This window comes from Methylobacterium sp. WL8 (assembly GCF_008040045.1).
GTDB lineage: Bacteria > Pseudomonadota > Alphaproteobacteria > Rhizobiales > Beijerinckiaceae > Methylobacterium > Methylobacterium cerastii.
Map to the genome: position 1 here is coordinate 1 of NZ_VRVF01000046.1, position 14,653 is coordinate 14,653.

Consider the following 14,653-nt stretch of genomic DNA (forward strand, 5'->3'; position numbering starts at 1 on the left):
AACCCGGACTATTTCGAGCAGCGGGTGCGCCCGCTTTTGGGCGACGACGCGACCTACCTCGGCCCCGTGGACGACCGCCGCAAGGCCGACCTCCTGGGCGGCGCACGATTCGGCTGCCGCCTGGGCGCCGGGGCGGGAATGAACGCCAGGATCAGGATGACGGTGGCGAACTCGAAGGCCGCCACGAGCCAGAGGCCGGTGGAGACCGAGCCCGTGGCCTCCTTCAGGTAGCCCATGGCGGCCGGCGCGCCGAAGCCGGCGAGGTTCGCCACCGCATTGATCAGCGCGATGCCGGCGGCCGCGGCCGAGCCGGCCAGGAACTGGCCGGGGATCTGCCAGAACACCGGGATGGCGCTCATCGTGCCGACGATGGCCAGCGTCAGGGCCGCGAGCGCGAGGTAAGGGCTTCCCGGGACGAGGAAGCCGAGGAGCGCGATCGAGACGGAGCCGCCCAGGGCCGCGAGCCCGCAATGGTAGCGCGCCTCGCCGGTCCGGTCCGAATGCCGGCCGTTGAGGATCATCCCGGCCCCGCCGCAGAGGTAGGCGCCCGACATGATCCAGCCGACTGTCGCCGGATCGGTGAAGCCGGCCTCGCGCACGATCGTCGGCCCGAAGAAGGTGAGCGCGGAGTTGGCCGTGACGATGCAGAAGAAGATCGCGATGCACTGCCAGACCCGCAGGTCGGCGAGTGAGGCCAGGATCCGGTGCTCGCGGGGGCCGAGCGCCGCCGCGTCGCGGGCGAGGTCGGCGGCGACCAGCGCCCGCGCCTCGGGCGCGAGCCAGCCGGCCTTCTCGGGCCGGTCGGTGAGGTAGGCCAGCGTGACGAGGCCCGCGAGGATCGACGGGATGCCCTCGATCAGGAACACCCATTGCCAGCCGGACCAGCCGTTGGCGCCGTCGAGGCCCGTCATGATCGTGCCGGCCAGAGGTCCGCCGATCACGCCGGCGAGCGCCGAGGCCGACATGAACAGGCCGAACACGCGGGCCCGCCGCCCGGTCGGATACCAGTAGGTCAGGTACAGGATCACCCCGGGATAGAACCCGGCCTCGAAGATCCCGAGGAGGAGCCGGAGCAGGTAGAAGGCCGGCACGGTGGTGACGAACATCATCGCCACGCAGCAGATCCCCCAGAGGATGGTGATCCGGGCGATGGTCTTGCGGGCGCCGACCCGTTCGAGCAGCAGGTTGCTCGGGACCTCGAACAGGAAGTAGCCGACGAAGAAGATCCCGGCGCCGACGCCGTAGACCGTCTCGCTGAACTTCAGGTCGCCCAGCATCTGCAGCTTGGCGAAGCCGATGTTGACCCGGTCGATCCACGACAGGATCCAGAGGGCCATCAAGAACGGCAGCAGCCGCCACGTGATCGTCCGGTACGCGGCCTCGCGCGTCGCGCGCTCGGCCGCGGATGGGATCGTGGGCACGGGTTGGACCAGGGCCGGCATCGGAGTCCGCGCGAGGGACCCGGCCTGCGATCACGGGCGGCGCCGGCCGCCGCGCGGTGCGTCCGGGCGTCGGCGCCCTGGCATGCAACCTTCGAGCCAGGGCGCGGACCGCGTCGCGGCCCGCGCGGCCCTGTTCAGAACACGTGGCGGAGGATGAAGAACAGCACGCCCGCCAGGGTGATCGCCGCCGGCAGCGTCAGCACCCACGCCAGCGCCATGTTGCGCACGGTCGACATCTGCAGCCCGGAGCCGTTGGCCGCCATGGTGCCGGCGACGCCCGAGGACAGGATGTGCGTGGTCGAGACCGGCAGGCCGTAGACCTCGGCCAGGCCGATCGTGCCGGCGGCCACGAGCTCGGCCGAGGCGCCCTGCGCGTAGGTGAGGTGGGTCTTGCCGATCTTCTCGCCGACGGTGACGACGATGCGCTTCCAGCCGACCATGGTGCCCAGCCCCAGCGCCAGGGCGACGCAGACCTTCACCCAGGTCGGGATGTAGCGCGTGCCGTCGTTGAGGAGGCCCGCATAGGCCTTCAGCGTGCCGGCCTCGGCCTCCGAGAAGCTGGCGCCGTTCTTCGGCAGCAGCCGGATCGCGTCGGTGGCGAGGTACATGTCGTTGCGCAGGTTTGAGGTCTGCGCCGCCGGCACCTGCTTGATCGCGCCGTAGTTCTTCACGTTGGCGGCGATGTCGGTGGAGAGTGCGGCCAGCGCGCCGTAGACCGCCGGCTGGTTCAGGTCCTTGGTCTTGAGGGCGTCCGAGACCTCCTTGCGGGCGGCCGCGGCGTCGGGCTGGGCCGTGGTGCCGGCGTGGCTGGCGAACACCGTGCTGGCGTTCTGCGAGGTCTGGATGAAGGCCGGCGTGGTGTCGTCGGCCATGGTGCGGTTGAGGGCGTAGGCAGTCGGCGCGGCGCCGATCAGGATCAGCATGATCAGGCCCATGCCCTTCTGGCCGTCGTTGCCGCCGTGGAAGAACGAGACCAGCGTGCAGGTCAGGATCAGCAGCGAGCGGATCCAGAGCGGGGGCGGCGTGTCGCCCTTCGGCGCCTCGTAGAGGTCCTTGCGCCGCACGGTGAACTTGAGCGCCAGCAGCAGGAGCGCCGCGGCGACGAAGCCGATGAGCGGGCTGAACAGCAGCGCCTTGAACACGCCGAGCGCCTGGGCCCAGTCGACGCCCGAGGTCGCGGAGCCCTCCGGCGCCATCAGCTGGTTGGCGAGCCCGACGCCGATCACCGAGCCGATCAGCGCGTGCGAGGAGGAGTTCGGCAGGCCGAAGGCCCAGGTGCCGAGGTTCCAGATGATCGCGGCGATGAGCAGGGCGAAGATCATCGCGTAGCCGGCGCCGGACCCGACCTGCAGGATCAGCTCCACCGGCAGCAGCGTGACGATGGCGTAGGCCACCGCGCCCGAGGACAGCATCACCCCGAGGAAGTTGAAGGCGCCCGACCAGATCACCGCCACGAGCGGCGGCATCGAGTGGGTGTAGATCACGGTCGCCACCGCGTTGGCGGTGTCGTGGAAGCCGTTCACGAACTCGAAGGCGAGCGCGATCAGCAGGGCGAGCCCGAGGAGGACGAAGGCGCCGATCGCCAGCGGCGACTGGCCGACGGCGTTCATGTCGGCGATCAGGCTGACGACGGCGTAGACCAGGCCCGCCACCAGGACGAGCAGGAAGGCGATGATCCCGCCCGGATGCATGCCGCGATCGAGCGTCGGACCCGAGGCGCGCCGCGGTTCGGCGCCCACCCGGGGCGGCGTCAGGCTGGCGGAATCGGACATGATGGATCTCGACGGCGATCGGAGTTCAGCCGCCTTCGGATAGGCGCCGCGCATGACGGTCCGGTGACGCCGTGCGCACGGACGGCCGATCCGCGCGGGACGGCGCGGTTACGACTCCCCGAAAGCCTGAAGACCGGTCGCGCGCTCAGTGCCTGCGCGGGCGGCGGGGCGCCGTCGCCGGGGTCTTGTCGCGGTTCTCCTCGACGAGCTTGCGCCAGCGGTCCAGGCGGTCGGGGTCGAGGGCGTCCTCGGCGATGGCGGCCTGCACCGCGCAGCCGGGCTCGTGGGCGTGGGTGCAGTCGCGGAACCGGCAGTCGGGCGCCAGCTCGGTGATCTCGGCGAACAGCGTCTCGATCCCCTCCGCGGCGTCGCTGACGTGGAGCGTGCGCATCCCCGGCGTGTCGATCACCCAGCCGCCGCCCGCCATCGCGTGCAGCGAGCGCGCCGTCGTGGTGTGGCGCCCCTTGGCGTCGTGCTCCCGGATCGCGCCGGTCTCCTGCGGCGCGTCCTGGCCGGGCCCGGCCAGCGTGTTGACGAGCGTCGACTTGCCGACGCCGGACGAGCCGACCAGCGCCACGGTCTGCCCGGGCCCGCACCAGGGCGCCAGCGCCGCCGCGGCGTCCGGGCTGCGCGGGTTGACGCCGACCACCGACAACCCGCGCTGGAGCGCTGCGGCCTGCCGGCGGTAGGCCTCGACGTCGTCGGTCAGGTCGCCCTTGGTGAGGAGGATCACCGGATCGGTGCCGCCCTGGTTGGCGAGCGCGAGGTAGCGCTCCAGGCGGGCCGGGTTGAAGTCGGCGTTGCACGAGGTGACGACGAACAGGGTGTCGACGTTGGCGGCCGCCACCTGCGGGACCTTGCCGCCTTCGGTGCGCCGCTGCAGCACGGTCCTGCGCGACAGCCGCCGGTGCAGGGTCAGGGTCCGCGGGTCGGCCAGGACCCAGTCGCCGACCGTCACGTCGCCGGTGCTGGCGTGGACCGGCAGCAGCAGCTCGACGGGGCCGGCGGTCGACAGGGCGGTCAGGCGGGAGCGGTGGACCAGGGCGATCCGCATCGGCGCGAAGTCGGCCTCGGCCGGCGCGCGCTGGTCCTCGAAGAAGTCGGACCAGCCGAGGCTGGCCGCGCCTTCGGTCGGCAGGGGAGCGCCTGGGGATGACAAGGCCGCGCCTGCGGCCGGGAGGGCGTGGGGATGATCGGTCACGGCTTCAGCCCATGACACGGCGCCGGCCGGCTGACCAGCGAGCCGCGGACCGGCCGAACTCGCCGAGGAGACCCGGCGACCGCCCGCGGTTGGCGTTCCAGCCCCGCCCGACTGAATGCAATATTCTCTCGGCCGACGAGCGAGTTAATTTCAACGTCCCGACAAATAATGTTCGTTTGCAGGGTGGCGCCGGCTTGCCCTAACCTCCCCGAATGCGGTTTCGCGCGGCCATCCCGTCGCGATCCGTCAAGAATAGAGCCTGACCCAACAGGCGCCGCCGAACAGCGGCAACGAGACCGGAACGGTCGTCGGCAGGGAGAGTGGCGTGAAGAAGAACAAGATCGTCAGCGCCGACGAGGCGATCGCGCTCATCCGCACCGACGACGTCGTCACGACGACCGGCTTCGTGCAGAGCTGCATCCCCGAGGCGCTGCACGCCGCCCTCGAGAAGCGCTTCGTCGAGACCGGCGCGCCCGGCAACCTCACCCTGATCATGACGGCGGGCGCCGGCGACAGCAAAGGGCTGGGCACCGGGCGCCTCCACCACGAGGGCCTGCTCGGGCGGGTGATCGCGGCGAACTTCGGGCGGATGCCGAAGGTGGCGCAGGCCGCCCAGGACAACCGCATCCGCGGCTACAACCTGCCGCAGGGCGTGATCTCGCAGCTCTACCGCGCCTGCGCGGCCGGCCAGCCGGGCCTGTTCTCGAAGGTCGGCCTGCACACCTACGTCGACCCGCGCCACGGCGGCGGCCGGGTGAACACCCTGACCACCGAGGAGATCGTCAAGGTCGTGGAAGTCGAGGGCGAGGAGTGGCTGTTCTACCGGGCCACCAAGATCGACGTCGCCTTCATCCGCGCCACCAGCGCCGACCCGTCGGGCAACCTCTGCGTCTCCAAGGAGGCGCTGACGCTGGACAACCTCGCCCAGGCGATGGCGGCGCGCAACAACGGCGGCATCGTCATCGCGCAGGTGGAGCGCATCGTCGAGCAGGGCTCGATCAAGCCCAAGGACGTGCGCGTGCCGGGCATCCTGGTCGACTGCGTCGTGGTGGCGCCGCCCGAGCACCACCGCATGAATTACGGCGTCCAGCACGACGCGGCGCTCGCCGGCGAGATCCGCGTGCCGGTGACCGGCCTCAAGAAGATGACGCTCGACGCGCGCAAGATCATCGCGCGCCGCGCCGCGTTCGAGCTGCCGCCGAACGGCGTGGTCAACCTCGGCGTCGGCGCGCCCGAAGGCATCTCGTCGGTCGCCAACGAGGAGAAGGTCACCCCCTACATCACCCTGACGACCGAGGCCGGGGCGGTGGGCGGCGTGCTGGCCTCGGGCTCGAGCTTCGGCGCGGCGACCAACGCCGACGCGATCATCGACCAGAACCAGATGTTCGACTTCTACGACGGCGGCGGCCTCGACATGACCTGCCTGGGGCTCGCCGAATGCGACGGCGCCGGCAACGTCAACACCAGCCGCTTCGGCGGCCGGCTCAACGGCTGCGGCGGCTTCATCAACATCTCGCAGAACGCCCGCAAGGTGGTGTTCGCCGGCACCTTCACCTCCGGCGGCCTCGTCACCGAGATCGACGAGGGGCGCCTGCGGATCGTGCAGGAGGGGCGCTCGCGCAAGTTCGTGGCGGCCGTCGAGCAGAACACCTTCAGCGGGCCGTTCGCGCAGGAGCGCCGCCAGCCGGTGCTCTACGTGACGGAGCGCTGCGTCTTCAACCTGACGCAGGCCGGGCTGGAGCTGATCGAGGTGGCTCCGGGCATCGACATCGGCCGCGACATCCTCGCCCACATGGACTTCACGCCGGTGATCGAGAACCCGATCCCGATGGACCTGCGCATCTTCCGCGACGAGCCGATGGAGCTCCTGGCCGACCTCCTGAACCTCAACCTGCCCGACCGGGTCAGCTACGACCCGGGCCGAAACCTGCTCTTCGTCAACCTCGAAGGCTGGCAGGTCCGCTCGAAGGGCGACATCGACGCCCTGCGGCAGGTGCTCGAGACCGCCTGCCTGAAGGCCGGGCAGCGGGTGAACTCGGTGGTCAACCACGACGGGTTCCGCATCGGCGAGAACCTCTACGACGACTACGCCGAGATGATCGAGTACCTGTCGAAGTACCACTACCTCACGACGACGCGCTACGCGACGAGCGCCTTCCTGCGCCTGAAGATGCAGGAGGCCCTGAGCCGCCGCGGCCTCGCCCCGCACGTGTTCGAGCGCCGCTCGGAGGCCCACGCCTTCCTCGAAGCCGCCGAGCGCGAGGCGGCCGCGCAGCAGGCGTTGGCCGACGTCATCCCGTTGCGCGCCGCCAGCTGACCCACGGTCCGGCGGTCGTCCGGGCCGGCTTCGGCCTGAGACCCACGCAGGCGGAACAGGGCCGGTGAGCGCCGGCCCGATCGCGGTCGCACATCCGCCCGTGGCGGGATGGCATCGTCCGGGTGGACAAGGCGGCCTTTTCACGCTTCCTAGACGGCTTCTCCCGGACGGCCCGCGGATGGCATATTCGGGATGACGGTGGCGGTGGCGGAAGGGTCATGATGGGTCCGGCGAACGAGTATCCTTGGGAGAAGGCCTCCGAGCCGGCGCCGGCCGCCGAGAGCCATCTCGCGAACGTACTGCGGCTGGTCGGCACGTCCGGCGGCAGCGTCGCAGCCGTCCCGGCGCGGCCTTCGCCGTCGCAGGATTGGTCGAAGCTGATCGATTGCGTCCGTCACGCGGCCCATCAGACCCGCGCGGTCGAGGCCGCGGTCCAGAAGAAGGAGATGCACGTCCAAGAGGTTCTCGAACGCGTCCGCGAGGATGTGAAGAGCGCCGGAGAGCGCGTCCGGGCGGCCGAGGCGCGGGTGGTCGAGATCCAGAGCCGAACCGATGCCCTGCTCAGGGCCGCGGACGAGCGGGTGGCTGCGGCGGAGGAGCGGGCGCGCATCGCCGAGGACTGGCTGTCCCGCGTCTACGACACGATCGCGAGCGAGTTCGGCCTGGATCCGGACCTGAAGCGGAGTGCCTGATGGCCCCTGTCGCGCGACGTCCCGCGGCCGCGCCGATGGCGGATGAGCCGGATGTCCGGGCGGCCGAGGCCGGGCGCGGCCGTTCGAGGGTCGCGGCCGATGCGACGGCGGCGAACACGGTCGTTCCTCTGTTCGCGGCTCCGGAGGTCGCGGGCGGACCGTCCGGACCGGGTCAGGTGGTCGATTGGCCGTCGGCCATCGCGCAGATCCGCGAGGCCGGCGCGCACCTTCGCCGGATGCACGACGTCGCGCAGGCGATGTCCCGGCACGCGCGGGCGATGATCCGCCGCAGCCTTGATCAGACGGAGGAGGCCGAGCGGCGAGCCCACACCGCCGAAGCCGCGGCCGTGGCGGCCAGCCTGCGCGCCGACGGGGCGGAGGAGCGGCTTCGGCAGGCCGAGGCGCGGGCGCGGCTTGCGGAGGATCGCGCCGCCATCGCGGTGGCCGCGGAAGCCGAAGCGCAGATCTGGCTCAGGCGAACCTATGCCTGCCTGAAGGCCGAGTCTTCGAACACCGAGTCTTCGAACACCAAGCCCGCGAAGGGCGACACGCAGACCCGGTGAAGCGATCCCGAGGGTCCGGGGCGATCGGCGCCGAGGGGAACCTTCAGGATGCGGAAAACTCGTCGCTGATGATGCCCTGAAGGCGCACGAGCCAGTCCTCGGCGGTCTGCGCCCGCTCTTCCGCGGCGAGGGTCTTCCGGTCCGCATCCGCGGCTCGGGTCCTGGCCGCCTCGCACTGCATCGCCGAGGCGTCCTTCGCGATCCTCGCCTCGGTGAGGGCGGCCTGAAGTTCGGTAACCTCCCGGCGCAACACGACGATCTCGTAGTTCAATGCGTCGATGTCCGCCGCGAACGCCTCGCGTTCCCGCTGGACTTGATACACCAGCTTGTTGGCCTGGATCTGGATGGTCTGCCGCCATGCCTCGAGGCGGTGCATGCCCTCGCTGGCCTGGGCGATGAGCCTGAGCGCCGTTTCGGGATCGAACCCCGCCGATCGCGAAGGCACGTAGAGGACGACGGAGCCGCTCTTTCCGGCCTTCGAATTGTCCGACACCATGAAATCCGACACAGGCGGGGGGCTCGCTCAGCCGGCGGCGTCGGCGTGCGACGAATCCGTTTCCTGCGCCTTCCTCTGGCCGAAGGCCGCGAACACCGCATCGTGCAGGCGCACCAGCCAGGCCTCGGCGTCACCAGCCCGCGCCTCGGCGTCGCCGGCGCGGGTCTCGGCGAGGCGGGCCCGTTCCTCCGCGCGCGCCAACTTCTGTTCCCCGGCCGCGATCTGCTGGTTGAGGCGACGCATCTCCTCGGAGGCCTGCGTGACCACGTGGTTGAGCTGCGCTTCCAGTTCGGCGGCTCTCTGCTCGCCGATGCGGATCGCCTCGCTGGCCTCCTGGATGAGATCGATGGCGGAGGACCATTCGCGCAGGGGGGCGCCGCCCCCTTCGGGCGCGCCCGCCGCCTCGCCGCCCGCCGTGTTCTCGAACGACGGCAGAAGGCTGACGATCTTCTCGCCCGGCTTGCCCGCGTTGACCTGCCACGCGCGCAGCATCATCGCGGACCCCGAAGACGACGACGCATCCTTTTGAGCAGTGTCGGACATGGCGAATTCCCGGATGATCGGTTGGGGATAGAGCCGTTCCTTGTCGCGCTGCAAGCGGGAGCGGCTCTAGGTCTCTGTTATGACGTGCTTTCTTTCGCAGGACCGGCGTCCACGTCCGCGGAAAGAACGCTAGCTGGCTTGGTCCGGATGCAGGAACGGACGCACGTTGCTCGGTTCCTGCGGGGCGGCATCGGGGCCCGGCCGCCCCATGTCCTCCTCCATGCCGCGCCAGCCGCGCCCGGAGCGCTTGAGGGCCTCGTACTGCTTCTGGAGCGTGACCCGGGTCTCCCGGGCGATGTCCAGCGCGCCCTGCACGAGGGCGCGTTCCGAGCGCTCGTTCTGGAGATCCTCCGTCAGGCGGCGCGTCGTCGTCTCGAACTCCGTCCGTGCGGCTTCCTGGCGATGAACGATCTGCTCGATCCGCTCGGTGAGGGCCGCGTTGCGCACGCCTGCCTGCTCCAGGGCGGCATCCTTCGCGGCCAGCGCCTTGCTGAGCATGTCGCATCGCGCATCGAGTTCCGCGCGCAGGCGCTGCATCTCGAGGAAGCGTTCCGTCTGACGGGCCAGATCGCTCTGGAGGGAGTCGAGGCGCCGTTCCGCGGTCGTGCGGGCGATGCTCGCCTCCTTGAAGTTGCGGTCGGCGATGCGATGCGCCTCGTCCTTCTCGCGCAGCTGATTGCGCGATTGCGTGAGCAGCTGCTCATGGGAATCGGCCCGGTTGGTCGCCGCCTCCAGCTTCATCGCCAAGCCCGCACGCTCGGTGCGCAGCGTCGTCATCTCGGCTTCGTGCTGCGCCTCGTTGCGCTCGCGCAAAGCCGTCTCGGCGGCGAGCTGGGCTTCGACGGCGCGCAGGCGCTGCCGTTCGCCCTCCGCGATCCCTTCCAGGTTCCGGTGCCGGGCCGCCAGCTCCGAGAGCTGCCCGGCCTGCTCCTCGCTCAGCCCCTGGAGCCTACGGCTTTCCTGCTCCAAGGCACTCAGGCTCTCCCGGGCGCCCAGCAGATCGTGTTCCGATCGCGCGAGGGCGCTGTCAGCGGCCTGAGCCTCCAGGCGAAGCGCCTTGTTCTCGCCGGTCAGGGCCTTGGTCTGCTCGATCTCCGCGAACAGTTGACGGTCCAGGTTCTCGATGGCGAGCGTCTTGTCGCGCAGTTCCACGCGTTGCGTGGCCACCGTCGCCTCCCCGGCCTGCAGATGATCCTCGGCCCGGCTCGCGCGGGCCAGCGCATCCGACAGTTCGCCCGCCAGGGTCGAGATGCGCGTCGACAGCTCTGCGACTTCGAGGCGGATCGTGCGTCCGGACTGGAATTCCTGGGCCAGCGACGTCTCGAGTTCCGCGATGCGCATGCTGGCGCGCGGGAGTTCGTCGCTGATGCTGATGATCGGCTCGAGGATCGACGAGAAGTCGTCCTGCAGCGTGCGGAGGTCGTCCAGGCGATCGACCATCGCCTCGATCCGCTGCCGGACGATCTCGTCGCGCTGGCCGATCGAGTCGAGCGAGGAGCGGAGGGTTTCCGACTTGGGCTTGGCGCGCTCGGTGGAGGCGGCGGCGCGGACGTCGGCCTGCGGCAGGCCTCGATCGGCCCGGGCAGCCCGTTCGGACGCCTCGCGCTGGGGCGAGGGGGAAGGCGAGGGAGCGGGCGGTGTCGGCGACAGCACGTTTCGGAAGGACGTCCAAGCCATCGCAGCGACACTTCTCCACGGCATGCCGGCCCGTTGCGAGCCTTCTGCCGCGCATAGCTAGCACTTTTTCTACAAATTAAAAAGCATGACAGTAAATTTTCGACGAAACGGCGCATGCAATATCAGAGAAAGGCATTGCCAACATTCAAGTTTTCCCAAGTCAAAACGTCCGACCGACGCTGAGCAAGGTTATGACTTGCTCGACGAGAGACTTATTCTCCTGTGGAAAAGGCGGGATCGCTTTCAGATCTGAAGAGTGCGGCCACGCCGAGACATCTCGGCGAACCTGCGGCGTTCCGTGGTTCGACCGCCGCCGCACCCTGGATAAGTCTTACACGTCGAGGTTCGCCACGCTCAGCGCGTTCTCCTGGATGAACTCGCGGCGGGGCTCGACCACGTCGCCCATCAGCTTGACGAAGAGGTCGCCGGCCTCCTCGGTATCCTTGACCTTCACCTGGAGCAGCGAGCGGATGTCGCGGTCGAGCGTCGTCTCCCAGAGCTGCTGCGCGGTCATCTCGCCCAAGCCTTTGTAGCGCTGGAGCTGCAGCCCCTTGCGGCCGAAGGCCATCACCGCCTCGAACAGGGCGGCCGGCCCGTGCAGGACCGTCGACTCGCCCTTGCGCGAGAACGTCACCGGCTCGCCGTAGATCTCGCGGAGCGCGTCGGCGCGGTCGACCAGGCGCCGCGCCTCCTGCGAGGCGATCAGGCCGGCGTCCAGCGTCGCGACCTGGCGCACGCCGCGCAGAGTCCGCCCGAAGACGTAGCCGCCGTCGGCCGCCTCGCCCTGCCAGCCCTGCTCGATGTCGTCGGCGATGGCGTCGAGGCGCTTGGCCGTCACGTCGGCCAGCACCTCGGCCTCGCCGGCATGCTCGGCCGCCTCCGGCCGGAACGCGCCGGCCAGCACCGCCTGCTCGACGACCGAGCGGTCGTAGCGGGTGTGGAGGTTCAGCAGGATGCCGCGGAAGGCGCGGGCCTCCTCGACCAGGGTCTTGAGCTGCGGCCCGCCGAACGCGGCGCCCGACGCCAGCGTCAGCGTCGCGCCCTCGACGCCCTGGTCGATCAGGTAGTCCTCGAGCGCGCGCTCGTCCTTGAGGTAGAGCGCCTTGCGGCCGCGCTCGGCTTTGTAGAGCGGCGGCTGGGCGATGTAGAGGTGCCCGCGCTCGATCAGCTCCGGCATCTGCCGGAAGAAGAAGGTCAGCAGCAGGGTGCGGATGTGCGAGCCGTCCACGTCCGCGTCGGTCATGATGATGATGCGGTGGTAGCGCAGCTTGTCCGGGTTGAAGCCCTCGCGGTCGGTCGAGGACCGCCCGATCCCGGCCCCCAACGCGGTGATCAGCGTGCCGATCTCGGCCGAGCCCAGCATCCGGTCGGCGCGCACGCGCTCCACGTTGAGGATCTTGCCCCGCAGCGGCAGCACCGCCTGGAACGTCCGGTCGCGGCCCTGCTTGGCCGAGCCGCCGGCCGAGTCGCCCTCGACCAGCAGGATCTCGCACTTGCTCGGGTCGCGCTCCTGGCAGTCGGCGAGTTTGCCCGGCAGCGAGGCGATGTCGAGCGCGCCCTTGCGGGTCACGGTCTCGCGGGCCTTGCGCGCGGCCTCGCGGGCGGAGGCGGCCAGGATCACCTTGCTCATCACCGAGCGGGCCTGGGACGGGTTCTCCTCGAGCCAGTTAGACAGGCCCTCGTTGAGCACGTTCTCCACCGCCGGGCGCACCTCGGAGGAGACGAGCTTGTCCTTGGTCTGGGACGAGAACTTCGGGTCCGGCACCTGCACCGAGATCACTGCGGTCAGGCCCTCGCGGCAATCCTCGCCGGTGAGGGTGATCTTCTCGCGCTTGGCGATGCCGGAGGATTCCGCGTAGCCGGTGACCTGGCGGGTCAGCGCGGCGCGGAAGCCCGCCATGTGGGTGCCGCCGTCGCGCTGCGGGATGTTGTTGGTGAAGGGCAGCACGGTCTCGTTGAACGAGTCGTTCCACCACAACGCCACCTCGACGCGGATGCCGTCGCGCTCGGCGCGCACCATCACCGGCTTGCTGACCCCGTCGATGGGTTTGCGCGAGCGGTCGAGGTAGCGCACGAACGCCTCGATCCCGCCCTCGTAGTACAGCTCCTCGCGCCGGTGCTCGGCGTGGCGCGCGTCGGTGAGCACGATCCGGACGCCGGAATTGAGGAAGGCGAGCTCGCGCAGGCGCTTCTCCAGCGTCGCGAAGTCGAACTCGATCATCGTGAAGGTGTCGGTCGAGGGCAGGAAGCTGACCTCGGTTCCCTTACGCCCCTCGCCGGGGCCCTCCACCTTGAGCGGAGCCACGGCGTCGCCGTGGCGGAACTCCATCGTGTGCTCCTTGCCGTTGCGCCAGATGCGCAGGCGCAGCCATTGCGACAGGGCGTTGACGACCGAGACGCCGACGCCGTGCAGGCCGCCCGAGACCTTGTAGGAGTTCTGGTCGAACTTACCGCCGGCGTGCAGCTGGGTCATGATGACCTCGGCCGCCGAGACGCCCTCCTCCTTGTGGATGTCCACCGGGATGCCGCGGCCGTTGTCCGAGACGGTGCAGGAGCCGTCGGCGTTCAGCGTCACGGTGACGAGGTCGGCGTGCCCCCCCAGCGCCTCGTCGATGGCGTTGTCCACCACCTCGTAGACCATGTGGTGGAGGCCAGAGCCGTCGTCGGTGTCGCCGATATACATGCCTGGGCGCTTGCGCACCGCATCGAGGCCCTTGAGCACGCGGATCGATTCCGCGCCGTAGGCGTCGACGAACTCGGCGGGTGGCACGGCGCCCTGGGACGGGTCGTTCGGGTTCTGGTCAGACATCAAGGTCCTCGGGCAGGCGGGTCTGAGCGCGAGGGTCCGGCGCCCGCTTGGGAGCAGCCCCGCCTGCGATTCGATCAGTCCGCCCCATATAGGCGTTCCGCCTTGAAATTGCATCGTTTCCGGGCACGCACGGCCAAGCTCGTTCCCGTGTTCTGACCGCGCCGCGTTAACGCCGGGTTAGACCTGAATCCCGCCCGCCGTCGCCACGTCGAGCCGGGCGACCGCGTCCGGCGAAAGCCGCAGGGTCACGGCGCCGACGAGCTCGTCGAGCTGGGCCGTCGAGGTCGCGCTGGCGATCGGCGCGGTGACGCCGGGCCGGGCCATGATCCAGGCGAGCGCCACCTGCGCCGGGGTGGCGTCGTGCTCGGCGGCGACCGCGTCGAGGACGCCCAGCAGCGCAAAGCCCTTCGGCGTCAGGTACTTGGAAACCCGGTTCTCGCGGGCGCGGCCGGCGGCGGATTCCGCCGAGCGGTACTTGCCCGTGAGGAAGCCGGCCGCCAGCGAGAAGTAGCCGATGACGCCGAGCCCCGCCTCGCGGCACAGGGGCTCGAGATCGGCCTCGTAGCCGCGCTCGGCGAGGCTGTAATCGGGCTGCAGGCATTCGTAGCGCGGCAGGCCCTCGCGCTCCGAAATCGCCAGCGCCTCGCGCAGGCGAACGGCCGAGAAGTTCGAGGCGCCGACCGCCCGGACCTTGCCCGCCTGGATCAGGCGTTCGTAGGCGCGCAGCGTCTCCTCCTGCGGGGTCGCCGCGTCGTCCGCATGCGACTGGTACAGGTCGATCCGGTCGGTCCGCAGCCGGCGCAGCGACGCCTCGCAGGCCTCGGCGATGCGCGCGGGCGCAAGGCCGGTGCGGCCCTCGCCCATGTCCATGCCGACCTTGGTCGCCAGCACGATCCTGTCGCGCAGGCCGCGCGCGGCGAACCAGCGCCCGATCACCGCCTCCGACTCGCCGCCGGCATGACCGGGCGCCCAGCGCGAGTAGACGTCGGCCGTGTCGACGAAGTTCAGGCCCGCCTCGACCAGGCGGTCGAGGATCGCGAACGACGTGGTCTCGTCGGCCGTCCAGCCGAAGACGTTGGCGCCGAGGCACAGGGGGGCGACGGCGAGGCCGGAGCGGCCGAGGGGGCGCTGTTCCATCGCG

10 protein-coding genes and 2 pseudogenes are annotated in these 14,653 nt (G+C 70.3%); 4 read left to right on the forward strand and 8 right to left on the reverse strand.

All coding sequences use genetic code 11. The features are described 5' to 3' along the window. Nucleotides 1-108: pseudogene (locus tag FV234_RS27070) on the forward strand (glycosyltransferase family 4 protein); the annotation flags it as partial. Between the two features lie 146 nt (nucleotides 109-254). Here FV234_RS27070 and FV234_RS16495 read toward each other — a convergent pair. The 3 genes and pseudogenes from FV234_RS16495 to rsgA form a co-directional block, all read right to left on the reverse strand. Further along, nucleotides 255-1,442, reverse strand: a pseudogene (locus FV234_RS16495) (MFS transporter); the annotation flags it as partial. Nucleotides 1,443-1,576: 134 nt separating this feature from the next. Further along, on the reverse strand, nucleotides 1,577-3,214 hold the full coding sequence (locus FV234_RS16500) for an inorganic phosphate transporter (protein ID WP_147752748.1): 1,638 nt from the start codon (nucleotides 3,212-3,214) through the stop codon (nucleotides 1,577-1,579). Nucleotides 3,215-3,359: 145 nt separating this feature from the next. Further along, a complete protein-coding gene (rsgA, locus tag FV234_RS16505; RefSeq protein WP_147830440.1) occupies nucleotides 3,360-4,373 on the reverse strand; it encodes a ribosome small subunit-dependent GTPase A in 1,014 nt (337 codons plus the stop codon). A 367-nt stretch (nucleotides 4,374-4,740) separates the two neighbouring features. Here rsgA and FV234_RS16510 point away from each other — a divergent pair, with 367 nt between their 5' ends. From FV234_RS16510 to FV234_RS16520, 3 genes are all read left to right on the forward strand, one after another. Further along, nucleotides 4,741-6,732, forward strand: coding sequence for a malonate decarboxylase subunit alpha (locus FV234_RS16510; protein WP_147752747.1), 1,992 nt, complete (start codon nucleotides 4,741-4,743; stop codon nucleotides 6,730-6,732). 218 nt (nucleotides 6,733-6,950) lie between these two features. Continuing rightward, nucleotides 6,951-7,424: a hypothetical protein gene (locus tag FV234_RS16515; protein ID WP_238272067.1), complete on the forward strand. Its 474-nt coding sequence runs from the start codon at nucleotides 6,951-6,953 to the stop codon at nucleotides 7,422-7,424. 176 nt (nucleotides 7,425-7,600) lie between these two features. Next, complete coding sequence (locus FV234_RS16520; RefSeq protein WP_147752746.1) at nucleotides 7,601-7,987, forward strand: hypothetical protein; 387 nt, start codon at nucleotides 7,601-7,603, stop codon at nucleotides 7,985-7,987. A gap of 43 nt (nucleotides 7,988-8,030) precedes the next feature. Here FV234_RS16520 and FV234_RS16525 read toward each other — a convergent pair whose 3' ends face one another. From FV234_RS16525 to FV234_RS16545, 5 genes are all read right to left on the reverse strand, one after another. Continuing rightward, nucleotides 8,031-8,495: a hypothetical protein gene (locus tag FV234_RS16525; RefSeq protein WP_147830420.1), complete on the reverse strand. Its 465-nt coding sequence runs from the start codon at nucleotides 8,493-8,495 to the stop codon at nucleotides 8,031-8,033. A gap of 15 nt (nucleotides 8,496-8,510) precedes the next feature. Continuing rightward, nucleotides 8,511-9,080 (reverse strand): hypothetical protein, encoded by a 570-nt coding sequence (locus FV234_RS16530; RefSeq protein ID WP_238272068.1) that lies wholly within the window; start codon nucleotides 9,078-9,080, stop codon nucleotides 8,511-8,513. 75 nt (nucleotides 9,081-9,155) lie between these two features. Continuing rightward, the gene (locus FV234_RS16535; protein WP_238272069.1) at nucleotides 9,156-10,679 is read right to left on the reverse strand and encodes a chromosome partitioning protein ParA; all 1,524 of its coding nucleotides are present in this window, start codon (nucleotides 10,677-10,679) and stop codon (nucleotides 9,156-9,158) included. A 355-nt stretch (nucleotides 10,680-11,034) separates the two neighbouring features. Then, complete coding sequence (gene gyrB, locus FV234_RS16540; RefSeq protein WP_210248460.1) at nucleotides 11,035-13,512, reverse strand: DNA topoisomerase (ATP-hydrolyzing) subunit B; 2,478 nt, start codon at nucleotides 13,510-13,512, stop codon at nucleotides 11,035-11,037. 177 nt (nucleotides 13,513-13,689) lie between these two features. Continuing rightward, complete coding sequence (locus FV234_RS16545) at nucleotides 13,690-14,649, reverse strand: aldo/keto reductase (protein WP_147752743.1); 960 nt, start codon at nucleotides 14,647-14,649, stop codon at nucleotides 13,690-13,692. Between the last annotated feature and the right edge of the window lie 4 nt (nucleotides 14,650-14,653).